The sequence below is a fragment of the Pseudomonas sp. DrBHI1 genome, assembly GCF_002205115.1.
GTDB classification, from domain to species: Bacteria; Pseudomonadota; Gammaproteobacteria; order Pseudomonadales; family Pseudomonadaceae; genus Aquipseudomonas; species Aquipseudomonas mosselii.
This window is the reverse complement of sequence record NZ_NIBE01000019.1, coordinates 1-21637: the sequence shown is the minus strand read 5'-3', so window position 1 is coordinate 21637 and position 21637 is coordinate 1. Positions and strand designations below refer to the sequence as shown.

Here is a 21637-nt window from a genome sequence, read left to right as displayed (position 1 = left end):
TACTCTGTTGTTGTTCTTGGATGAGCGGTGGGTGGGCGCCGCGCGGCGCCCGGTGATTCACACGAAGAAGGACAAGGCACCTGTGAGCAGCGCCAGCGCGGTGATCACCAGCGAGGTAAGCACCGCCCACTTGACGGTGGCTTTCTGGAAGTCGCCGATATCGCGGTCGACCATCCCCACCAGCAACAGGGTCGAGGCAACCAACGGGCTCATCAGGTGCACCGGCTGCCCCAGTACCGAGGCCCGGGCGATTTCCACCGGGTCGATGCCATAGGCCGCGGCCGCGTTGGCCAGGATCGGCACCACCCCGAAGTAGTAGGCGTCATTGGACAGTACGAAGGTCAGCGGCATGCTGGTCAGCGCCACCACCAGCGGGAACCAGTGGCTCCAGGCGTCGGGGATCCAGTCCACCAAGGTCTGGGCGAGGGCGTCGACCATTTTGGTGCCGGAGAAGATGCCGGCGAATATGCCGGCGGCGAACACCAGCAGCACGACGGTCATGGCATTGCCCGAATGGGCGAGAATGCGCTCCTTCTGCAGCTCCAGTTGCGGATAGTTGATCACCAACGCGACGACGAAACCGATCATGAACAGCAGCGCGGAATGCATCACGCCCATCACCAGCGCGGTCATCACGGCGATCACCAGCATCAGGTTCACATAGGCCAGGCGCGGACGCTTGTGTGGGTTGTCACCGAGGATCTCCTTGATGTAGCAATTGCCGCCCCCTGACGCCAGGGTGACATTGCCGATGCGCCGACGCTCGGCGCGCCCCAACAGATAGGCGGTGAACACCACCCAGACCGCGCCGCCGATCACGGTGGGCAGCATCGGGATGAAGTATTCGGTCGCATCCAGGCCAAGGGCGGCGATCGCGCGGGTGGCAGGCCCGCCCCAGGGGCTCATGCCGCTCATGATGCTCAGCGATAGCATCGACACCGTGGCCAAAATCATCGGGTTCATGCCGATGCGTTTATACAGCGGCAGCATCGCCGCGCAGGTGATCATGTAGGTGGTGGTGCCGTCGCCGTCGAGGGCAACCAGCAACGACAGCAGCGCGGTGCCTATGGCGATCTTGATCGGATCGCCGTTCACCCGCTTGAGAATCTTGCGGATCAAAGGATCGAACAGGCCGGCATCGATCATCAGGCCGAAGAACAGGATGGCGAACAGCAGCAACGCCGCCGAGGGTGCCACCATCTTCAGGCCATCGAGCATCATCTTGCCGAGCTCGGGAGCGAAACCGCCAATCACGGCAAAAACGATGGGTACCACTGTGAGCGCGACGATCGGCGACAGGCGTTTGCTCATGATCAGGTAGGTGAACGTCACCACCATGATCAGGCCCAGGAGTGCGAGCATGGTTTTTTCTCTTGTTTTTATTCTGTGTTTGGCCGCCCGACGCGCAGGCGGCCCCCTGCCCCACCCGGCATCGCAGGGATGCTGGGGGGAAGTCTACTGCAACATGGGAGCGATAACCGGTTGGTCAGCCGTGCCGGGGAGGCTGCGCGGACCACTCGGGGTGAGCGTCGACGGCTTCGTCGGCCGCCGATGGCGCGCCGTCGAGGCGGCGCAGCAAGGTTTCGCGATCGCAGGCATGCTCCGACAGCGAGATGACCACGGTGGCCACAGCGTTGCTGGCCAGGCTGGTCAGGGCCCGCGCCTCGGACATGAAGCGATCGATACCGATCAACAAGGCAAGCCCGGCCAGCGGTATGTCGTGGATGACCGTGAGGGTCGAGGCCAACGCCACGAAGCCGCTGCCGGTCACGCCGGCGGCCCCCTTGGACGACAGCAGCATGATTGCCAGCATGGTCACCGTCTGCCCGAGGGTCAGGTCGATGTTGCAGGCCTGCGCGATGAACACGGCCGCCAGCGACAGGTAGATGGCGGTGCCATCGAGGTTGAAGGAATACCCGGTTGGCAGTACCAGCCCTACCACGCCTTTGCGACAACCGAGCCGCTCGAGCTTTTCGAGCATGCGCGGCAGCACCGGCTCGGTGGACGAGGTACCCAGCACCACCAGAAATTCTTCGCGGAAATAGCGCAGCAGCTTCCACAGGCTGAAGCCATGGGCGCGACAGATGCCGCCCAGCACAACCAGGACGAAGAAGGCGCAAGCGATGTACAGCGTGCCCACCAGCTTGGCCAGGGCGCCGAGGGAGGTAACGCCGTATTGCCCGACGGTGAAGGCCAGCGCACCGAACGCACCGACCGGGGCGAAACGCATCAGGTAACCGAAGATACGGAACACCATGATCGAGACCGACTCCAGCACCGCAAGGACGGGCCGGCCCTTCTCGCCCATGGACGACAGGGCGAAGCCGCTGAGTACGGCGATGAACAGCACCGGCAGCACCTCACCCTTGTTGAAGGCACCGACGAATGTCTCCGGAATGATGTGCATGAAGAAGTCGACCACGCCCAGTTTCGCCGCCGAGGCGGCGTACTGGCCCAGGCCTTCTGTACTCAGGGTGGCAGGATCGATGTTCATGCCGGCGCCGGGCCGGAACAGGTACACCGCCGCCAGGCCGATCACCAGGCTGATCACGGTCAGCAGCAGGAACAACAGCAAGGTCTTGCTCATCAGGCGCCCCAGGGAGCGCTTGTCGGTCATGCCGGCAATGCCGGTGACGATGGTGCAGAACACCACTGGCGCGATCATCATCTTGATCAACTTGATGAAGGCGTCGCCCAGAGGTTTGAGGGCAACGGCCTGTTGCGCCCAGAAGTGGCCGACCACCACGCCCAGCAGGACGGCGCAGAGGATCTGGAAATACAGGGATCTGGCAAGTTTCATGAGGCATCACCCATTGTTGAAATTGTGCGGATGCGCTTGTTGCTGAAGCCGCGCTGATGGTGGCGGCGGCCTGAGTCTATCCCGCCAGCCTGCGCGAGGACGGGGCATAGACGAACCCTGAGAAGAGCCGACGGGCGGTACGCACCACCGATGCCTGCAGGGTCTTGCCATCGACGCCGCTACGCGACAGCGCCACGTCGATGCCACCACTGGGATGTTCGATGCGCACCTGCTCCAAGTGTTGTGCACCCTCGCCGAGCAGGTCGCCGACCACCGTACCGGCGCTGACGCAAGCCGTGGCCAATCCGACGGCGCCGGTGATCGCCAGGGCCCGGTGGCAATTGTGCGGCATGAAATAGCGCACCTGCACCGTACCGTCATGCCGAGGTGGCGCGACCAGCACCGGCTTGGGGATCACCATGCCGCTGACATCACCCAGGCCCATGGCCTTGCCAGCCTTCAGGCGCAAGGCTTCCAGGCGCTGCAGCAAGGCATTGTCGGCATCCAGCTCGGCCGGGGTTTCCGAGCCGGTCACGCCCAGTTGCCGGGCGTCGACGATCATCATGGGCATCGCCATGTCGATGCAGGTGACCGGCACGCCGTCGATCACATCCTGAGGTTTGCCCGTAGGGAACAGCTTGCCGGTCTTGCTGCCCACTGCATCGAGGAACGTCAGGTGCACCGGGGCCGCCGTGCCAGGGACGCCGTCGATCGCCGTGCGCCCTTCGTAGCGCACGATGCCGCCAGGCGTTTGCACCAGTGAATCGACGAAGGTTCCGGTATTGAGGTTGCGGATGCGTACCAGGGTCTTGCCGTCGTTGGCCTTGACCAGCCCTTGCTCGATGGCGAACGGCCCCACGGCGCACAGCATGTTGCCGCAGTTGGGCGCGGTGTCGACGCGCCGCTGGGCGACCATCACCTGGACGAACAGGTAGTCGACATCGGCATCGGCGTGCAACGACGGGCTGATGATCGCCACTTTGCTGGTCTGCGGGCTGCCGCCACCGATGCCGTCGATTTCCAGCTCGTGTCCGGAGCCCATCAGGTTGATCAGCAACTCGTCGCGCTCGACCACGTTTGCAGGCAGGTCCCAGGCGTGGAAGAACGGCCCTTTGGAGGTACCGCCGCGCATGAGTACGCAAGGAATTCGTTGCATGATTTCGCACTCTTGTTGATCAATGGACATCATTGATGTTGTGAGCAAAAGAGTGACAGGGATGGATAAATCAATCCAATGCAAATATCGTAGTCATTATTGCGATACAAGCATCAATAATCGAACGGCCCACTGAGCGATGCCTGATGGAATATGAACTGCAAGATATAAGATCTTTCGTGAAAATCGCCGAACTTGGCAGCTTTCACGAAGCTGCAGAAGCGCTGCACTTGTCCCAACCCGCCCTGAGCCGACGAATCAAGAAGCTCGAGGAAGGGCTCGGTACTTCGTTACTCGAACGCACTACGCGCCGGGTCAGCCTGACGAGCGTGGGTCGGGATTTCCTGCCCAAGGCCAGGCGCCTGCTGGATGATTTCGAGGATTCGATCCTGAGCATCCGTGAACTGGCCGAGCGCCAGACGGGGCAGGTCACCCTCGCTTGCATTCCCACGGCAGCGTTCTACTTTCTGCCCTCGGTGATCCGCGACTACAACGCGCAGTACCCGAAGATCCGCATCCGCCTGCTGGACCTCAGTGCCAACGATGGGCTGGAAGCCGTACTGCGCGCAGAGGCCGATTTTGGCATCAACATGATGAGTGGCCAGCATCCGGACATCGAGTTCGTCTCGCTGGTACAGGAGCATTTTGTGCTCGCTTGCCGCCGGGACCACCCGTTGGCCAAGCGCGAGTCGGTGACCTGGGCCGAACTGGCCGACTACCGCTTGATCGGAGTCGGTCGCCTGAGCGGCAACCGCATGTTGCTCGATCATGCGCTGGCCGGTCTGAACCTTCGTCCTCAATGGTTCTACGAGGTCCAGCACCTGTCGACCTCGCTGGGCATGGTCGAGGCCGGGCTGGGGGTCTCGGCCATGCCTAGCCTGGCCATGCCCAGCGCCGACCATCCGACATTGGTCAGCGTGCCGCTGGGCGAGCCGCAGGTCAGCCGCACGCTGGGCTTGGTGTTTCGTCGCGGTGCGTCGCTGTCGCCGGCGGCCGAAAAGTTCGTATCGATCCTGTTGCAGCAATGGCCCAATCGCTGACCCCTGGGCCGATGGCATGCCGGATCCGCGCAAAGTTCATCAGCACCTGCGCCGCGGAGTGCTAACGTATGCGGCTATTGACCGCCCTTGAAATCCAGGGCGCTCTGTTCACTTGTCCCTGCGGAGTTTTCCTTGGCCTCGCCTGCTCATGAACGTTCGCTCGATGGGTTGAATTTTTTCCTGGCCGATGTCCGTGATGGGCTTGGCCCCTACCTGGCGATCTACCTGCTGGCGGTGCACCATTGGGAGCCCGGCAGTATCGGCCTGGTCATGACCTTGGCCAGCGTCACGGCATTGCTGACCCAGACGCCAGCTGGCGCGCTGATCGACAGGACCACGGCCAAGCGCGCCGTGATGGCCATCGCCGCGCTGCTGGTGACCGGCAGTTGCCTGGTGCTGCCCTGGGTCACCAGCGTCGCGCTGGTGACGTTGACCCAAGCCATCAGCGCGCTCGCCGGTTCCGTGTTCGCGCCGGCCATCGCTGCCATTTCACTGGGCCTGACCGGGCCGCGGGCATTCACCCGGCGCATGGGCCGCAACGAAACCTTCAACCATGCCGGCAATGCCTGCTCGGCGGTGCTCGCCGGCGGGCTGGCCTACCTGTTCGGACCGGTGGCGGTGTTCTACCTGATGGCGGCGATGACTGTGGCCAGCCTGATCGCCATCAGCCGAGTGCCGGCGACAGCCATCGACCATGACCTCGCGCGCGGCCTTGACCCGCGGCCGCCGGGCCAGCACGCCCACCCCGCCGGCCTTGCCGTACTGTTGCACAATCGCCCCTTGCTGCTGTTCGCCGTGTGCTGCGCGTTGTTCCATCTGGCCAACGCGGCAATGCTTCCGCTGGTGGGGCAGAAACTGGCTCAGGCCAACCTGCAGTTGGCCACGCCGCTGACCTCGGCGTGCATCGTCGCGGCGCAGCTGGTGATGGTGCCCATGGCGCTGCTGGCCGGCGCCAGGGCCGACCGCTGGGGACGCAAGCCGCTGTTGCTCGCCGGCTTTCTGATCCTGCCGCTGCGTGGCGTGCTGTACGTGATGTCGGACGATCCGTTCTGGCTGGTGGCCGTGCAATTGCTCGATGGCATAGGCGCCGGACTGTTCGGCGCATTGTTCCCGGTAGTGGTCAAGGACCTCACCCAAGGCAGCGGGCGCTTCAATGTCAGCCTTGGCGCATTGTCCACGGCCTTCGGCCTGGGCGCGGCGCTAAGTCCCGGTGTCGCGGGGCTGGTGGTACAGTCCGCAGGCTACGACGCGGCATTCCTGACATTGGCGGGCATCGCGACTGCAGCGTTGCTTCTGCTTTGGCTGGCCATGCCGGAGACCCGCCGACCGGCCAGCGATGCCAACGCCGAGCAAGCCCCTCCCCTTCACTCCCCTTCCGGAAACTGAGTCCTCGCATGCCAGTCGCTGAGTCATCCCTGATCATCTGGTCGGTTGCGGCCGCGGCCACCGCCCTGGTCATCCTTCGGCCGGGACGCGTGCCCGAATATGTCTGGGCGATGGGCGCCGCCTTAGGGCTGACGGCCTGCGGCCTGATCCCATGGCGCCTGGCCTTGGCGGCAATCGCCGAAGGAGGCGATGTCTACCTGTTCCTGACCGGCATGATGGTGCTGGCCGAGCTGGCTCGCCAGGAAGGCTTGTTCGACTGGCTGGCCAGGTACGCGGTGCAGCATGCCAGGGGCTCGGGCCAACGCCTGTTCGACCTGGTATTCCTGGTCGGTACACTGGTCACCGTGTTCCTGTCCAATGACGCCACCGCTGTGGTGCTGACACCGGCCGTGTATGCGGCGTGCAAGGCGGCCAAGGCCGAGCCGCTGCCCTACTTGTTCATCTGCGCCTTCATCGCCAATGCCGCCAGCTTCGTGCTGCCCATCTCCAACCCGGCCAACCTGGTAGTCTTCGGCAGCCAGATGCCGCCGCTGCTGGAATGGCTGCGCCAGTTCACCCTGCCCTCGCTGGGCGCCATCGCCATGACCTACCTGGTGCTGCGCCTGACCCAGCGCGAGCGCATCCGTCAGCCGCTGGCCGTGGCCATCGAGATGCGCCCCTTGTCGGCCGGCGCCCGGCTTTGCGCGCTGGGCCTGATGTTCACCGGCACCCTGCTGTTGACGGTATCGGCACTGGACGTGCCGCTAGGGCTGCCGACATTTTGCGCAGGCATGGCCACCACCGGGTTGATCCACCTGCGTCAGCGGCGCAACCCGGCGCCGTTGCTGCGCCACGTGGCCTGGGGGGTCCTGCCCTTGGTCGCAGGACTGTTCGTGCTGGTGGAAGCCGTGGCCCACACCGGCGTGATCGACCGTCTTGCCCAATCGTTGGCCGCCCTGGCGCAACAGTCGGCAGGCACGGCAAGCTGGACGGCGGGGGTGACTGCGGCCGTGGCCAGCAACCTGATGAACAATCTGCCCACCGGCCTGATCGCCGGTTCCATCGGCCACCTCGTCGAACTGCCCCGGCAGACCACCGCCGCCTTGCTTATCGGCGTCGACCTGGGACCGAACCTGTCGATCACCGGCTCCCTGGCCACGCTGCTGTGGCTGGTGGCGATCCGCCGCGAGGGCGAGCATGTCGGCGCATTGAGTTTCTTGCGTCTGGGCGTGCTGGTAATGCCCCCGGCACTGCTGGCGGCACTGTTGCTGCTGGCCGTATGAGCCCGGCCTTCAGAACACCACCGAGCGCCGCTGCTCCGCTGTCGCCACCACCCTGCCGCGCTTGAGCACCATCAGCCGCTCGGGCAGGTCGAGGATCACGTCGCTGATACGGTGGGTGTCCATCAGCACCAGGTCCGCGTCGTTGCCCACCGCCAAGCCATGGCTCTGCAACCCCAGGGCCTTGGCCGGGTTGCTGGTGAGCATCGGCAGCACCGTGGCCTGGTCGTCCGCCCCGCCCAGGTGACAGGCGGGGATGGCCAGCTGCGCGATATGCAGCAGGTCGCCGGTGCCGTAGGGAGTGAAGGCATTGCGGATGTTGTTGGTGGCCAGGCACACGTTCACTCCGCCATCGCGCAACGCCCGTACCGGGGTCAGGGTGCGCCGCACATTGTGGCTGTCGCCACGGGCGCCCAGGTGCAGGTCGGTGGCGGGCAGGCACATCACGCTGATGTCGGCTTCGCGCAGCAGCGCGATGATACGCGACTGGCGCGCTGGTTCGACGGCCGCCAGGCTGGTCAGGTGGCCGACGCTGACGCGCCCTTGGTAGCCTGCCGCGAGGGTCCGGCGGGCCACGTATTCGATGGTCATGTGCTCGGCGTCGTCGGCGAAGTCCTGGTGCAGGTCGATGTCCTTGCCATAGCGCTGGGCCAGGTCGAAGACGAAATCGATGTGCTCCAGGGGCGAGGCGTCGTTGTAGGGAATGCCGCCGACCACATCGGCGCCCTTCTCCATGGCCTCGACCATCATCGCTTTCATGCCGGGCAACTTGAGGATGCCTTCCTGGGGAAAGGCGACCACCTGGATATCGATGACATCGCGGAATGTTTCCCGTAGTTCCAGCACCACTTCAAGGCCCGTGAAACCCTGGCCGGGGTCGAACTCGGCGTGGGCACGGACATGGGTGGTGCCGGCCTGCACCAGCGCGCGCAACACCTGGGTCGAGCGCTCGCGGATGTCTTCGCGGGTGAGCGTGGGCTTGAGCTCGGCGGTGACGGCGATCGCTTCCGTCAAGGTGCCGGAGCGGTTGGCCTTGCGCTGCATGACGTTGGCTTTTTCCAGATGCAGGTGGCCTTCGACGAAGCCTGGGATCAGGACATTGCCGTTGCCTTGGATTTCCTGGGTTGCCGTTGCGGTGATCGTTTGGGCGATTTCAGTGATCTTGCCGTTGCGCACGGCCACATCCATCAAGGGTTTTGCATCATCGATGCGGACATTTCTGAAGATCAGGTCCATGCCGTCGCTCCTGTAGGGGATCATTAGCGCGCGTGGAAAAAGCCCGGGCGTCGTTCGGCGCCCGAGCCATTGCCTATGAGCGAATCAGAACGGCTTGGTCGGCAGGTACTTGCCATCCAGGGTGATCACAGCGCGCGAACCCCCTTCCGGATCGTCGACCTTCTTCACGTCCAGCTTGAAGTTGATGGCGCTGATGATGCCGTCGCCAAACTTCTCGTGGACCAGTGCCTTGAGGGTGGTGCCGTACACCTGCAGCATCTCGTAGAAGCGGTAGATGGTCGGGTCGGTCGGCACGCCGCCGGGGATGCTGCCGCGCAATGGCACGGTCTGCAGCAGGGCGATGCCGTCGGCGTCCAGGCCCAGCTTGTCGCCCACCACCTGGGCGGCGCTGGCCGGCAGCGGGTGCTGGCCCAGCAGCGCGGCGGTGACGAAGGCTTCGGACAGGCCGGTGCCGTCGGTGATCTGGGCGAACGACAGGTCCTTGCGGGCCTTGGCCAGGAGGATGGCTTCGCTCAGGGCAAGGCGGGCGTTCTGGCTGATTTGCGACTGGATCATGAGGTGTCTCCTTGGGTTGAAAATCGGGTTCAGGCAACGTGCCGGGAGGCGTGGGAAACAGCGCGGACTGCTGGGTTGTCCGCCAGGGATACGAACTGGCCGGTGCGTCCGTCGAAGGCGTCGATGCGACCGCTCTCGATGTCGTAGATCCAGCCGTGCAGGGCCACGCGGCCCTCTTCCAGGGCCAGGCGCACCGAGGGGTGAGTCTGGATGTTGGCCAGCTGGGCGATCACGTTCTCGCGCACCATGGCCTCGACCTTGGCGTGGGGGTTTTGATGCTGGCGGGCTTCATTCACCACCCGGGCCGAGTCGGCGTAGCGCAGCCAGCCGGCCACGGCGGGCATATGGTCCAGGCACTTGCAGGTGGCGATGGCGGTCATGGCGCCGCAGTCGGAGTGGCCGCAGATGACGATGTCGGCCACTTGCAGGGCGGCGACGGCATACTCGACCGAGGCCGACACCCCACCGGGTTCAGGGCCGTAGGACGGCACGATATTGCCGGCGTTGCGGATGACGAACAGGTCGCCGGGTTCACGCTGGGTGACCAGTTCGGGCACCAGGCGGCTGTCGGAACAGGAGATGAACAGCGCCCGAGGGCTTTGTTGGGTGGCCAGGTCCTTGAACAGCTTGACCCGCTCGGGGAAGGCGTCGCGCTGGAACTTCAGGAAGCCGTCGATGATGTCTTGCATGGCTGATGCCTCAGTGTCGCGGTGTGTGAGGCAAAGGTTAGGCGGTGCGTTACATAAGGTAAAAGTCTCATTTATGATGAACGGCATCAGATTATCTTATGGAGAGAAGCATGCTCGCCCGGCATATCCAGTACTTCCTCGCGGTCGCGCAACACCACAGTTTCACTCGGGCGGCGGCAGCCCTGCACGTCTCCCAGCCCGCGCTTTCGCAGCAGGTCAGGCAACTGGAGGAAAGCCTGGGCGCGCAGTTGTTCGATCGCTCGGGGCGCACCACGCGGCTGACCGATGCCGGCGAGGTCTATCTGCGCTATGCGAAACGGGCGTCGCAGGAACTGCAGGAGGCCAGGCGCGCGATCCATGACGTGGGCGACCTCAGCCGAGGCTCATTGCGGGTGGCAGTGACACCCACCTTTACCAGCTACCTGGTCGGCCCCCTGGTCGAGGCCTTTCATGGCCGGTACCCCAACATCACCCTGAACCTGAGCGAAATCGCCCAGGAGCGTATGGAACAGATGCTGCAGTTGGACGAACTGGATGTCGGTATCGCCTTCGATGAACGCCATGCCCAGGACATCGACACCTACCCCTTACTGGTCGAGACCCTGGCGCTGGTGGTCGGCAGCCAACACCCGTTGGCCCAGGCAAGTGCCATCGGGCCACAGGCGCTGAATGACGAATCGATGATCCTGCTCAGCGCCGAATTTGCCACCCGTGAGCAGATCGAGCGCTACTGCAGGCAGCACGGTATCCGCCCGCAGGTAATGATGGAGGCCAACGCCATCGGCGCGGTCATCGAAGTGGTGCGCAGGACAACGCTGTCGACACTGCTCCCGGCCAACATCGTCCTGGCGCATGACGACCTGGCCGCCATCGCCCTGGACCCCTTGCGCCTGCAACGCACGGCCGTGCTCATGCAGCGCAGGGGTGTCTACCAGACGGCGGCGGCGCGGGCCTTCCTGGCGCTGGCCAAGGAGGTGGCCGCGCAACTGGAGCACGGCTGAGGCTCAGCTCAATTGCGCAATCAGCACCGCGTTGGTGTAGATCAGGCTGCCATCGCTGGCCCGATGCCCGACCAAGTGAAACTGGCCACGTTCGTCGTTGCTCAGGTAGACGCGCAGGCGGCAGTCGGCCAGCGGGCCGTAGCCTTCGGGCAAGACCAGGTTCAGCGTTTCCATGTCGACATCAACCATCGCTTCGGGCTCGTGGCTCTGTTGTAGACGTTCCTCGGCCTGCTCCAGCGCCGTGTGGGTCGGGCCCTGGATGTCGAAGTGGATATCACCCACCGGGGAAGATCGGCGGTCGCCGTCACTTTTGCACCAGCCTTCGATTGTCAGGGTACTCATGGCGAGTCCTCGTTTGAACACTGTCGAAAGGGTTGACTGCGCCACGTTCCGAATCGTTCCAACAGGTGACACGGCGTGCTCAAGCGTCCTTTGCCAATGCCCGCTCCATCTCCCCGGCCTGCAGCCTAAGCGCCTTGCAGAACGGCTCCAGCACCGCCGACGCCGGGCGCAGCTCTGGTCGGATCAGCATTACCTGATACGGTACCGAGAGACTCAAACGGCGCATGGGCAGCCCACCCTGCCCTGCCTCCAACCCGCTCAGCGGGTTGATGATCGCCACGCCCAGCCCTTGCCGGACCATGGCGCATACCGAGGCGGCGCTGGTGGTTTCGATCACCGTGCGCCTGTTTACTCCAGCCTCGCGGAAGTGGCGGTCCAGCTGTTGCCGATAGCTGTCCAGACTGGCCAGGTTGATGAAGTCGACCTCATGGAAGTCGTGCAACTCAAGCACTGGCTTGGCGAGCAACGGATGATGCTCGGGCAACACGCAGACCATGTCGGCGCTGAATAGCAGTTCCCCGACCGCGCCCCTGGGCACCTGCGCGGTTTCGGTCAAGCCGAGGTCGTGCTGTTGGGCGACCAATGATTCTTCCAGCAACGGCGACTCCTGCGCGGTAATGCTCACGCTGACCCCCGGGTGTTGCTGGTGGAACGCCTTGCAGGCCTTGGGCAGCAGAGTCTGCGAGAACAGTGGCAGGCAGGTGATGGCCAGCCGGCCCTGCTCGAAGTTGCGGATGGCCTGGGCGAAGCGGTCGATGCGCTCCAGGCCGACGAAGGCGCGCTCGACCTCCTCGATCAGCAGCAAGGCCTGGGCCGTGGGCGTCAGGCGCCCGCCTTCGCGCTCGAACAGGTTCAAACCGGTGACCTGCTCCATGCGCGCCAGCTCACGGCTGACAGTGGGTTGCGAGGTGAACAGCAGGCGGGCGGCGCCGGTGACGCTGCCGGCGGCCATGATGGCGCGGAACACTTCGATGTGGCGGATGGTGAGTTTCATGGTGATGCCAAGACCCGTGAGATTGACGCATACATATCAAATATGAATCGAGCCAGCATAAATAGCTATTTTTCTGGATCAATCAACTGACTCAAGATCGGTGCATCCATTACAAGGAACACCCCATGACCACCACCCTCCTGGCCCAGGCCGTCCGCCAGCACGGCTCCCCACTGTGGGCCTACGACGCCCAGACCATCCACCAGCGCATCGATCAGTTGCAGCAGCACTTCGACACGGTCCGCTTCGCGCAGAAGGCCAACCCCAACCTGCACGTCCTGCGCCTGATGCGCGAACGTGGCCTGGTGCTCGATGCCGTGTCGCTGGGCGAAATGGAGCGGGCGTTCGCGGCCGGGGCGACAGTGGACGGCGAGCCGGCCGGCGTGGTGCTGACCTGCGACGTGCTCGACCAGCCCACCCTGGCTCGAGTGGTCGAGACAAAGATCGAGGTGAACGCCGGTTCCATCGACATGCTCCGCCAGCTGGGCGAGCACGCCGCCGGGCACCGGGTATGGCTGCGCATCAACCCGGGGTTCGGCCACGGCCACAGCCGCAAGACCAACACCGGCGGCGAGAACAGCAAGCACGGCATCTGGCACGAGCAGTTGCCCGAGGCGCTGGCCTGCGTGAAACAGTACGGATTGCACCTGGTGGGCGTGCACATGCACATCGGCTCGGGGGTGGACTACGAACACCTGGAACAGGTAGCCGGTGCCATGGTCGGGCTGGTCGACAAGCTGGGCATGGACATCGAGGCCTTCTCCATCGGCGGCGGGTTGTCCACGCCGTACCGCACCGACGACCAGCCGGTGGACCTGCAACGCTACGCCCATACCTGGGCAGTGGCGCGGGCGGAGATCGAAACCATGCTCGGCCACCCCGTGCGCATGGAGATCGAACCGGGCCGCTTCCTGGTGGCGGAGTCGGGTTGCCTGGTGGCCGAGGTACGCGCCGTCAAGCAGATGGGTGACCGGCACTACATCCTGGTCGATGCCGGTTTCAACGACCTGATGCGCCCGGCGATGTACGGCGCCTACCACCGCATGAGCCTGTTCGATGCGGTGGGCCGACCGGTGAGCCGTCCGCTGCAACCGACCGTGGTGGCCGGGCCGCTGTGCGAGTCGGGGGATGTATTCACCCAGAACGATGAGGAACTGACGCCACAGCAACTGCCCCAGGCCAAAGTGGGTGACCTGCTGGTGATCCACGATGCCGGGGCTTACGGGGCTTCGATGTCGTCGAACTACAACAGTCGCCCCCTGCTGCCTGAATTTCTGATCGAACAAGGCAACTTGCGCATGATCCGCCGGCGCCAGACCGTGCAGGAGCTTCTGGCACTGGAGCTGGGTATATAAAGCCCGCCCCTACTGGGCCGGCGTGACCAACCGATACCCCACCCCCGCCTCGGTGACGATGAACCGCGGCGCCGTGGGGTCATCCCCCAGTTTCTGCCGCAGGTGCCCTACCACGATGCGCAGGTAGTGGGTATCGTCCACATGGGTCGGCCCCCAGATGTCTTTCAACAGCTGCTGCTGGGTGATCACCCGTCCCGGGTGCCCGGCCAACTGCGCCAGCAACGCGTACTCCTTGCGCGTCAACGCCACCTCGACGCCGTCCAGGGTCACCTTGCGAAAGGCGAAGTCCACCACCAGCGCCCCGAAGCTCGCCGCCGACGGCCCGTTGCCTACCTGCGGCGCCTGGCGCAGCAGTGCGCGCACCCGGGCGAGGAACTCCTGGATGCCGAACGGCTTGGTCACGTAGTCGTTGGCCCCGCCATCCAGCGCATCGACCTTCTGCACCTCGCTGGCGCGCACCGACAGCACCATCACCGGTACCGCGCTCCACTCGCGCAGCTCGCGCAGCACCTGCTGGCCGTCCATGTCCGGCAGGCCCAGGTCGAGCACCACCAGGTCGGGCTTGTTCAGCGCGGCCTGGGCCAGGCCCTCGCCGCCGGTGGCGGCTTCGAGCACCTTGTAGCCCTGGGACGCCAGGCTGATGCGCAGGAACTTGCGGATCTGTGGCTCGTCGTCGATGACCAGCAGGGTGGCGGCTTGGCTCATGGGGCTTCACTTTCAGTATCGGGTTGGGTCGGCAGCGGCAAGCATAGAGTGATGCAGGTGCCGTGGCCATCGATGCCATCATCGACCAGGATGCGGCCACCATGGGCGCCGATCATGCCCTGGCAGATCGCCAGGCCCAGGCCGGTGCCCTGCCCGCCGCGGTCGCCACGGGCGGCGGTGTAGAACATGTCGAAGATCTTTTCACGCTCGTCCTGGGGGATGCCGGGACCTTCGTCGGCCACCGCGAAGCACAGCTGCTCGTCACGCACCGAAACCTGCAGCGCCAGGCGGCCCTGCGGCGGGGAAAAACGGGCGGCGTTCTCCAGCACGTTGATCAGCGCCTGCTCGATCAGCGCCGCATGCACGAACAACAGCGGCAGCTCGGGCGGCACTTCGGTGTGCACGCGCAAGGGCGCCAGCACCACGCGCAGGCGATTGAGGGCACTGCCGACGATGTCGGCAGGGGCCACCCAGTCGCGGGCCAGCTTGAGCGTACCGTGGCCCAGGCGGGTCATGTCCAGCAGGTTCTGGATGTAGCGGTCCAGGCGCTCGGCTTCGTTGCGGGTGCCTTCGAGCAGTTCGCGGCGGTCATCCGGGGGAATCGCGTCGCCCAGGGCCAGCAGGCTGTCGATGCTGCCGCGCATGGACGTCAGCGGGGTGCGCAGGTCGTGGGAGACCGAGGCGAGCAAGGCGCTGCGCAGTTGCTCGGTTTCACCGTGCAGGCGCGCGGCTTCCAGTTGCTCGCCAAGGCGTGCGCGGGCCAGGGCCTGGGCCAGGGGTTGCGCCAGGGCCTTCAGCAGGCGGCGGCGCTGGGCGCTCAGCGGCTCGCCATCGCGGGGGCGAATGCCGAGCAGCGCCAAGGGTTGCTCTTCCACGGCCAACGGCCACCACCACCAACGCCCGTGAGGCAAGGTGTCGCTGCCAAAGCCTGCAGCCTGGCCATGCTGCCAGGCCCACTCGGCGGCGGCGCGTTCGTTGTCGGTGAAGGCATGGTTGCCGCCACTGGCGACCTGCAACAAGCCATCGGCGCTGCGTTCAAGCAGGCACACCTGCACGTCCTGCCAGCCATCCATATGCTGGCCGGCGGCGCTGAACACGGCCTGGCGGTCGGTGGCCACGGTCAGGCGGCGCGACAGGTCGAGCAACTGGTTGGTCTGCGCCTGGGTCTCGCGCAAGGCCTGCAGTTGGCGACGCTGGCGAGCGGCCAGGTTGCCGGTGAGCGCGGCCATCAGCAGGAAGAACACCAGGGTCAGCACGTCCTCCTCACGCTGGATGGCGAAGGAGAAGTTCGGCGGGATGAACAGGAAGTCGTAGGTCAGGAACGACAACGCCGCGCAGGCCAACGCCGGACCCAGGCTGCTGCGCACCGCCACCAACAGCACGGCGGCGAGGAACACCAGGGAGATGTTGGGCAGCGCCAGCAGGCTCGACACGGCCCAGGCCAGGCCGGTGGCCAGCATCGTGGCGAACAGCGCCAGCAGGTAGTGGCGCCATACCCACACGCGTTTGACCGCCGCGCGCGCCGGTTGCGGCTGGGTGTCGCGGTCGAGCACGTTGATCTCCAGGCCGTGGCTCTCGCGCAACAGGCGCGCGGCGACACCGGCGCCGAAGAAGCGCCGACGCAGCAGATCGCGGGACTGGCCCACCAGCACCAGGCTGGCGCGGCGCTCGTCGGCGTGCTGGATCAGCGTACGGGCCACCTCGCCGGCGCGCAGCAGCACGACTTCACCGCCCAGGCGCTCGGCCAGTTGCTGGGCGGCCTGCAAGCGATGGCGGGCGGTCTCGTCACGCAGTCGGCCATTGTCGACATGGACCACGCTCCACGGCAGATGGCGACGCTGGGCCACGCGACAGGCATGACGCACCAGGCGCTCGGCCTGGTCGTCGCCGTCAATGCCCACCAGCAGGCGACCGCGCAGGGCCGGTGCTTCCTGGCCACGCTGGCGGTAGCCGCTGGCCAGGTCCGCATCGACCTGGGCGGCGGCAGTCTGCATGGCCAGCTCGCGCAGGGCGGTGAGGTTGGTCTGGGAGAAATAGGCCTCGATGGCTGCCCGCGCCTGCTCGGGGACGTAGACCTTGCCCTCGCGCAGACGCTCGAGCAGCTCGCGCGGCGGCAAGTCGATCAACACCAGTTCGAAGGCCTCCTGCAGCACCCAGTCGGGCAGGGTCTCGCGCACCTGCACGCCGGTGATGTCGCGGACCTTGTCGTTGAGGCTTTCCAGGTGCTGGACGTTGACCGTGGTGTACACGTCGATGCCGGCGGCGAGCAGTTCCTGCACGTCCTGCCAGCGCTTGGCGTGGCGGCTGCCGGGGGCGTTGGTGTGGGCCAGTTCGTCGACCAGCACCAAGGGGGGCGCGGCCTTGAGCAGGCCGTCGAGGTCCATTTCCTCGAGCATCACGCCACGGTACTCGCTGCGCAGCAGCGGTTGCTGGGTCAGGCCCCCGAGCAGGGCCTCGGTCTCGGCGCGGCCGTGGGTCTCGACCACCCCGGCCACCACGCGCACGCCGTGGCGTTGCTGGGCGTGGGCGGCCTGCAGCATGGAAAAGGTCTTGCCGACCCCGGGCGCGGCGCCGAGAAAAACCTTGAGCCTGCCCCGGCCTTCCCGGGGCAGGCCCGCCAACAGCGCGTCGGCGCGGGCGGAGTCACTCATGTTTTATCCTTTGCTTGTTCACGGTCACTGTGGGAGCGGCCTTGTGTCGCGAAAGGGCCGCAAAGCGGCCCCGGCGATCTTTGTATAAACACTTGAACCCTGGGGGCCGCTGCGCAGCCCTTTCGCGACACAAGGCCGCTCCTACAAGGGTCAGTGCACGGCCACAGGCGCCAGGCGCTCAAGCGCCTGGTTCAGCGCCAGCACATTGACCACAGGCGGCCCGATCAGTGGACGCAGGGTGGCCTCATTCACCAGCGCTTGCAAGCGCTCAACCGGCACCTGCCGCGCCGCCGCCACACGCGGCAGCTGGTAGGCGACCGCCTCGGGCGGCAGGTGCGGGTCCAGCCCGCTGCCCGAGGTGGTCAGCAGCGCCTGCGGCACCGGCCCCTGTTGCACCTGGTACTGCGCGGCGGCATCAGTTTTCACGCGCTCGGCCAGCGCCGGGTTGCTCGGCGCCAGGTTGCTGGCGCCGCTGGCCACGGTGGCATAGGCCCCCGCCGAAGGCCGCGACTGGAACCAGGCGTCACCCTTGAATTCCTGGGCGATCAACGCCGAACCGCGCACCTCGCCCCGATCATCGCGCACCAGGCTGCCATTGGCCTGGTCAGGGAAGGCGACCTGGGCGATGCCGGTCACCGCCAGGGGATACAGCGCGCCGGTGACCACGGTCATCAGCAGGATCAGGCTCAGGGCCGGGCGTACATAGGCGGTCATGTCAGTCTCTCCTCAAACCAAGTGCAGTGCAGTGAGCAGCATGTCGATCAGCTTGATCCCGGCGAACGGCACGATGATGCCGCCCACGCCGTAGATCAGCAGGTTGCGCCGCAGCAGGTGGGCGGCGCTGGCGGCCTGCACCCGCACCCCGCGCAGCGCCAGGGGGATCAGCACGATGATGATCAGCGCGTTGAACACGATGGCCGAGAGGATCGCGCTCTGCGGGCTGGCCAGGTGCATCAGGTTGAGCACGCCCAGCTGCGGGTAGATGGCGGCGAACAGCGCCGGCAGAATGGCGAAGTACTTGGCCACATCGTTGGCGATGGAGAAGGTGGTCAGCGCGCCGCGGGTGACCAGCAGTTCCTTGCCCACCTGCACCACGTCCAGCAGCTTGGTCGGGTCGCTGTCCAGGTCGACCATGTTGGCCGCCTCGCGGGCAGCCTGGGTGCCGTCGTTCATGGCCATGCCCACGTCGGCCTGGGCCAGGGCCGGGGCGTCGTTGGCGCCGTCGCCGCACATGGCCACCAGGCGTCCGTCGTTCTGCTCCTGGCGGATGCGCGCCAGCTTCTTCTCGGGGGTAGCTTCGGCGAGCACGTCGTCCACGCCGGCCTCGGCGGCGATGGCGGCGGCGGTCAGCGGGTTGTCGCCGGTGACCATCACGGTGCGGATACCGAGCTTGCGCAGTTCGGCGAAACGCTCGCGGATACCGGGCTTGACCACGTCCTTGAGGTGGATCACGCCGAGCAGGTGCGTGTCGACACACACCAGCAGCGGCGTGCCGCCGCTCTGGGCGATGCGCTCCACTTCACGGGCCAGGGCGGCGGGCAGCTCCAGGCGTTGCAGACCACAGAAGGCCAGCACCGCGTCGACGGCGCCCTTGCGGTAGCGGCGCTGCTGGAAATCGATGCCCGACAGCCGGGTCTCGGCGCTGAAAGCGATGGCTTCATATTGCGTGCTCGAGGGCTCGTCGAAATCGTGCAGTTGACGCAGGTACTCGACGATCGACTTGCCTTCGGCCGTGTCGTCGGCCAGCGAGGCGAGCAAGGCGCCCTCCCCCAGCTCCTTGGCGGTCACCCCGGAGGCGGCGTGCAGCGCGCTGCAACGACGGTTGCCGAAGGTGATGGTGCCAGTCTTGTCGAGCATCAAGGTGTGCACGTCGCCAGCTGCCTCCACCGCCCGACCGGAGCGGGCGATCACGTTCAGGCGCACCAGGCGGTCCATGCCGGCGATGCCGATGGCCGACAGCAGGCCGCCGATGGTGGTGGGGATCAAGGTCACCAGCAGCGCGGCGAGGAAGATCAGTGGCAGCTCGCCGCCGGCGAAACGGGCGAACGGCTGCAAGGTAACCACCACGATCAGGAAGATCAGGGTCAGGCCGATCAGCAAGATGTCCAGGGCGATCTCGTTGGGGGTTTTCTGGCGTTTCGCGCCTTCGACCAGGGCGATCATACGGTCCAGGGTCGACTCACCCGGGTTGCTGGTGATGCGGATCAGCAGCCAGTCGGAGACCAGGCGGGTGTTGCCGGTGACCGCCGAGCGGTCGCCGCCGGACTCGCGGATCACCGGGGCGGACTCGCCAGTGATCGCCGACTCGTTGACCGCGGCGATGCCTTCGAGCACCTCGCCGTCGCCGGGGATCATCTCGCCGGCCACGACGCGCACCACATCGTCCTTGCGAAGCTGGGTGGCGGCGACACTCTCGAAACTGCCGTCGCTCTTGCGGCGCTTGGCGGTCAGGCCCTGGCTGCCGGCCTTGAGGCTGTCGGCGCGGGCCTTGCCACGGCCTTCGGCGAGGGCTTCGGCAAAGTTGGCGAACAGCACGGTGAACCACAGCCAGACGGCGATCTGCACCGCCACGCCGGTGCTCACGCCGCTGCCGGGCACCAAGCACAACACGGTGGTGAGCACGGCGGTGAGGGCCACCACCAGCATCACCGGGGCGCGCTTGAGCTGGCGCGGATCAAGCTTGACGAAAGCCTGGACCAGGGCCGGGCGCCACAACGCGCTGAAGCGGGTCTGGTCCTTGGCGCCTTGATGCGCCTTCACTTCGGGAATGGGCATGTTCATTGTGTATTCCTCAGAAACCCAGGCTCAGGTGTTCGGCAATCGGCCCCAGGGCCAGGGCCGGCAGGAAGGTCAGGCCGCCGACCAAAAGGATGGTCACCAGCAGCAGCGTGGTGAACAGCGGGCCGTGGGTGGGGAAGCTGTTGAGGCCTTGCGGCGCGCTCTTCTTCGCCGCCAGGCCGCCGGCCAGGGCCAACACCGGCAGGATGTAGCCGAAGCGACCGATCAGCATGGCCAAGCCGATCATCACGTTGTGGTACACCGTGTTGGCGCCGAAACCGGCGAAGGCCGAACCGTTGTTGGCAGCGCCGGAGGTGTAGGCGTACAACAGCTGGCTGAAACCGTGGGCGCCGGGGTTGGTCACCGCGCCGGCCGGCCCGGGCAGGCTGGCGGCGATGGCACCGAGGATCAGCACGCCCACCGGCATCACCAGCAGGCTCGCCACCAGCAGTTGCACTTCACGGGCCTGCAGCTTCTTGCCCAGGTACTCCGGGGTGCGGCCGATCATCAGGCCGGCCAGGAACACCGCGATCAACACGAACAGCAGCATGCCGTAGAGGCCGGCGCCGACGCCGCCGAAGATCACTTCGCCAAGCATCATGTTGACCATCGCCACCATGCCGGTAATCGGGTTGAGGCTGTCGTGCATGGCGTTGACCGAGCCGTTGGAGGCGGAGGTGGTGGTCACCGTCCACAGCACGGAACCGGTGGTACCGAAGCGGCTCTCCTTGCCTTCCAGTGGCGCGCTCTGCTGAACCTGGGCGCTTTCCAGGGCCGGGTTGGGCTGATGCTCCGACCACAGCGCGGTGCTGCCGCCGATCAGGAACAGCGCCAGCATGCAGGCGATGATCGCGCGGCTCTGGCGCAGGTCCTTGACGTAATGGCCGAAGGTGAACACCAGGGCCACCGGGATCAGGATGATCGAAGCCACCTCGAACAGGTTGCTCCAGGCCGTGGGGTTCTCGAACGGGTGCGCCGAGTTGACGCCGAAGAAGCCGCCGCCGTTGGTGCCCAGTTGCTTGATGGCGATCTGGCTGGCGGCCGGGCCCAGCGGGATGGTCTGGTCGGTGCCTTGCAGGGTCACGGCGTGGACGTAGTCGGCAAAGGTCTGCGGCACGCCCTGCCAGACCAGCAGCAGCGCCAGCACCAGGCACAGCGGCAGCAGGCCGTAGAGGGTGGCGCGGGTCAGGTCGACCCAGAAGTTGCCCAGGGTGTTGGCCGAGCGCCGGGCGATACCCCTGCACAAGGCGACCAGCACGGCAAGGCCGGTGGCGGCGCTGACGAAGTTCTGCACGGTCAGGCCGATCATCTGGCTCAGGTAGCTGACCGAGGCTTCACCGCTGTAGGCCTGCCAGTTGGTGTTGGTCATGAAGCTGACCGCGGTGTTGAACGCCAGCGACCATTCCTGGCCCGGCAGGTGCTGCGGGTTGAGCGGCAGGCTGCCCTGCAGTTGCAGGACGCCGAACACCATCAAGAAACCGACCAGGTTGAAGGCCAGCAGGGCCAGGGTGTACTGCTTCCAGCTCTGCTCCTGGTCTGCACGCACGCCGGCCACGCGGTAGCAGCCCCGCTCCACTGGACCGAGGAGCGGCGACAGCCAGGTGCGCTGGCCTTCCATCACCTTGTAGTAGAAACGCCCGAGCCAGGGCGCCGGCAGCAGCACGATGGCGAAGAACGCCAGCAGCAGCAG

Annotated in this window: 18 protein-coding genes; 5 read left to right on the top strand and 13 right to left on the bottom strand. The window is 65.8% G+C overall.

What is annotated here, in order from left to right:
* Positions 1–57: 57 nt before the first annotated feature.
* The 3 genes from CC207_RS03245 to CC207_RS03235 form a co-directional block, all read right to left on the bottom strand.
* Positions 58–1362 carry a CitMHS family transporter gene (locus tag CC207_RS03245; RefSeq protein WP_088851578.1) on the bottom strand — a complete coding sequence of 435 codons (1305 nt, stop codon included), beginning with the start codon at positions 1360–1362 and terminating at the stop codon, positions 58–60.
* A 124-nt stretch (positions 1363–1486) separates the two neighbouring features.
* Positions 1487–2800 carry a C4-dicarboxylate transporter DctA gene (gene dctA, locus CC207_RS03240; RefSeq protein ID WP_088851577.1) on the bottom strand — a complete coding sequence of 438 codons (1314 nt, stop codon included), beginning with the start codon at positions 2798–2800 and terminating at the stop codon, positions 1487–1489.
* Positions 2801–2876: 76 nt separating this feature from the next.
* Positions 2877–3956, bottom strand: coding sequence for a 4-oxalomesaconate tautomerase (locus CC207_RS03235; RefSeq protein ID WP_028690500.1), 1080 nt, complete (start codon positions 3954–3956; stop codon positions 2877–2879).
* 146 nt (positions 3957–4102) lie between these two features.
* Here CC207_RS03235 and CC207_RS03230 point away from each other — a divergent pair, with 146 nt between their 5' ends.
* The 3 genes from CC207_RS03230 (at position 4103) to CC207_RS03220 (ending at position 7644) form a co-directional block, all read left to right on the top strand.
* A complete protein-coding gene (locus tag CC207_RS03230) occupies positions 4103–4996 on the top strand; it encodes a LysR family transcriptional regulator (RefSeq protein WP_028690499.1) in 894 nt (297 codons plus the stop codon).
* Between the two features lie 132 nt (positions 4997–5128).
* Positions 5129–6382 carry an MFS transporter gene (locus CC207_RS03225; protein WP_028690498.1) on the top strand — a complete coding sequence of 418 codons (1254 nt, stop codon included), beginning with the start codon at positions 5129–5131 and terminating at the stop codon, positions 6380–6382.
* An 8-nt stretch (positions 6383–6390) separates the two neighbouring features.
* Complete coding sequence (locus CC207_RS03220) at positions 6391–7644, top strand: arsenic transporter (RefSeq protein WP_088851576.1); 1254 nt, start codon at positions 6391–6393, stop codon at positions 7642–7644.
* Positions 7645–7653: 9 nt separating this feature from the next.
* On the opposite strand, the gene CC207_RS03215 is transcribed toward CC207_RS03220, so the two are convergent.
* The 3 genes from CC207_RS03215 to CC207_RS03205 all read right to left on the bottom strand — a co-directional run bounded on the left by CC207_RS03215 (position 7654) and on the right by CC207_RS03205 (position 10121).
* The gene (locus CC207_RS03215) at positions 7654–8877 is read right to left on the bottom strand and encodes an amidohydrolase family protein (protein WP_088851575.1); all 1224 of its coding nucleotides are present in this window, start codon (positions 8875–8877) and stop codon (positions 7654–7656) included.
* 84 nt (positions 8878–8961) lie between these two features.
* Positions 8962–9432, bottom strand: coding sequence for a cyanase (gene cynS / locus CC207_RS03210; protein WP_028690495.1), 471 nt, complete (start codon positions 9430–9432; stop codon positions 8962–8964).
* 29 nt (positions 9433–9461) lie between these two features.
* Complete coding sequence (locus CC207_RS03205) at positions 9462–10121, bottom strand: carbonic anhydrase (protein WP_088851574.1); 660 nt, start codon at positions 10119–10121, stop codon at positions 9462–9464.
* 110 nt (positions 10122–10231) lie between these two features.
* Here CC207_RS03205 and cynR point away from each other — a divergent pair, with 110 nt between their 5' ends.
* Positions 10232–11122, top strand: a complete 891-nt coding sequence (gene cynR, locus CC207_RS03200) for a transcriptional regulator CynR (protein ID WP_088851573.1) — start codon at positions 10232–10234, stop codon at positions 11120–11122.
* Positions 11123–11125: 3 nt separating this feature from the next.
* Here the strand turns inward: cynR and CC207_RS03195 are convergent, their stop codons facing one another.
* Both CC207_RS03195 and CC207_RS03190 read right to left on the bottom strand, forming a co-directional pair.
* Positions 11126–11464: a hypothetical protein gene (locus CC207_RS03195; protein WP_028690492.1), complete on the bottom strand. Its 339-nt coding sequence runs from the start codon at positions 11462–11464 to the stop codon at positions 11126–11128.
* Between the two features lie 79 nt (positions 11465–11543).
* On the bottom strand, positions 11544–12458 hold the full coding sequence (locus CC207_RS03190; protein ID WP_088851572.1) for a LysR family transcriptional regulator: 915 nt from the start codon (positions 12456–12458) through the stop codon (positions 11544–11546).
* Positions 12459–12583: 125 nt separating this feature from the next.
* Here CC207_RS03190 and lysA point away from each other — a divergent pair, with 125 nt between their 5' ends.
* Complete coding sequence (lysA, locus tag CC207_RS03185; protein WP_088851571.1) at positions 12584–13813, top strand: diaminopimelate decarboxylase; 1230 nt, start codon at positions 12584–12586, stop codon at positions 13811–13813.
* Between the two features lie 9 nt (positions 13814–13822).
* Here the strand turns inward: lysA and CC207_RS03180 are convergent, their stop codons facing one another.
* From CC207_RS03180 to kdpA, 5 genes are all read right to left on the bottom strand, one after another.
* Positions 13823–14518: a response regulator gene (locus tag CC207_RS03180; RefSeq protein ID WP_062363681.1), complete on the bottom strand. Its 696-nt coding sequence runs from the start codon at positions 14516–14518 to the stop codon at positions 13823–13825.
* Positions 14515–17169 (bottom strand): sensor histidine kinase KdpD, encoded by a 2655-nt coding sequence (locus tag CC207_RS03175; protein WP_088851570.1) that lies wholly within the window; start codon positions 17167–17169, stop codon positions 14515–14517. The genes CC207_RS03180 and CC207_RS03175 overlap by 4 nt, the downstream gene beginning before the upstream one ends.
* A 150-nt stretch (positions 17170–17319) precedes the next feature.
* Positions 17320–17883: a potassium-transporting ATPase subunit KdpC gene (gene kdpC, locus CC207_RS03170; RefSeq protein WP_028690487.1), complete on the bottom strand. Its 564-nt coding sequence runs from the start codon at positions 17881–17883 to the stop codon at positions 17320–17322.
* Between the two features lie 12 nt (positions 17884–17895).
* Positions 17896–19950, bottom strand: coding sequence for a potassium-transporting ATPase subunit KdpB (gene kdpB, locus CC207_RS03165; protein WP_028690486.1), 2055 nt, complete (start codon positions 19948–19950; stop codon positions 17896–17898).
* 10 nt (positions 19951–19960) lie between these two features.
* A partial coding sequence (gene kdpA / locus CC207_RS03160; RefSeq protein ID WP_256581983.1) for a potassium-transporting ATPase subunit KdpA occupies positions 19961–21637 on the bottom strand: 1677 nt, incomplete at its 5' end.

What these genes read in the sequence shown, in the direction of transcription:
- CC207_RS03180 (WP_062363681.1), bottom strand. Translation starts at nt 14,518, where the DNA reads ATGAGCCAAGCCGCCACCCTGCTGGTCATCGACGACGAGCCACAGATC.
- CC207_RS03220 (WP_088851576.1), top strand. Translation starts at nt 6,391, where the DNA reads ATGCCAGTCGCTGAGTCATCCCTGATCATCTGGTCGGTTGCGGCCGCG.
- cynS (WP_028690495.1), bottom strand. Translation starts at nt 9,432, where the DNA reads ATGATCCAGTCGCAAATCAGCCAGAACGCCCGCCTTGCCCTGAGCGAA.
- CC207_RS03190 (WP_088851572.1), bottom strand. Translation starts at nt 12,458, where the DNA reads ATGAAACTCACCATCCGCCACATCGAAGTGTTCCGCGCCATCATGGCC.
- CC207_RS03245 (WP_088851578.1), bottom strand. Translation starts at nt 1,362, where the DNA reads ATGCTCGCACTCCTGGGCCTGATCATGGTGGTGACGTTCACCTACCTG.
- dctA (WP_088851577.1), bottom strand. Translation starts at nt 2,800, where the DNA reads ATGAAACTTGCCAGATCCCTGTATTTCCAGATCCTCTGCGCCGTCCTG.
- kdpB (WP_028690486.1), bottom strand. Translation starts at nt 19,950, where the DNA reads ATGAACATGCCCATTCCCGAAGTGAAGGCGCATCAAGGCGCCAAGGAC.
- CC207_RS03230 (WP_028690499.1), top strand. Translation starts at nt 4,103, where the DNA reads ATGGAATATGAACTGCAAGATATAAGATCTTTCGTGAAAATCGCCGAA.
- CC207_RS03215 (WP_088851575.1), bottom strand. Translation starts at nt 8,877, where the DNA reads ATGGACCTGATCTTCAGAAATGTCCGCATCGATGATGCAAAACCCTTG.
- kdpC (WP_028690487.1), bottom strand. Translation starts at nt 17,883, where the DNA reads ATGACCGCCTATGTACGCCCGGCCCTGAGCCTGATCCTGCTGATGACC.
- cynR (WP_088851573.1), top strand. Translation starts at nt 10,232, where the DNA reads ATGCTCGCCCGGCATATCCAGTACTTCCTCGCGGTCGCGCAACACCAC.
- CC207_RS03175 (WP_088851570.1), bottom strand. Translation starts at nt 17,169, where the DNA reads ATGAGTGACTCCGCCCGCGCCGACGCGCTGTTGGCGGGCCTGCCCCGG.
- CC207_RS03205 (WP_088851574.1), bottom strand. Translation starts at nt 10,121, where the DNA reads ATGCAAGACATCATCGACGGCTTCCTGAAGTTCCAGCGCGACGCCTTC.
- lysA (WP_088851571.1), top strand. Translation starts at nt 12,584, where the DNA reads ATGACCACCACCCTCCTGGCCCAGGCCGTCCGCCAGCACGGCTCCCCA.
- CC207_RS03195 (WP_028690492.1), bottom strand. Translation starts at nt 11,464, where the DNA reads ATGAGTACCCTGACAATCGAAGGCTGGTGCAAAAGTGACGGCGACCGC.
- CC207_RS03235 (WP_028690500.1), bottom strand. Translation starts at nt 3,956, where the DNA reads ATGCAACGAATTCCTTGCGTACTCATGCGCGGCGGTACCTCCAAAGGG.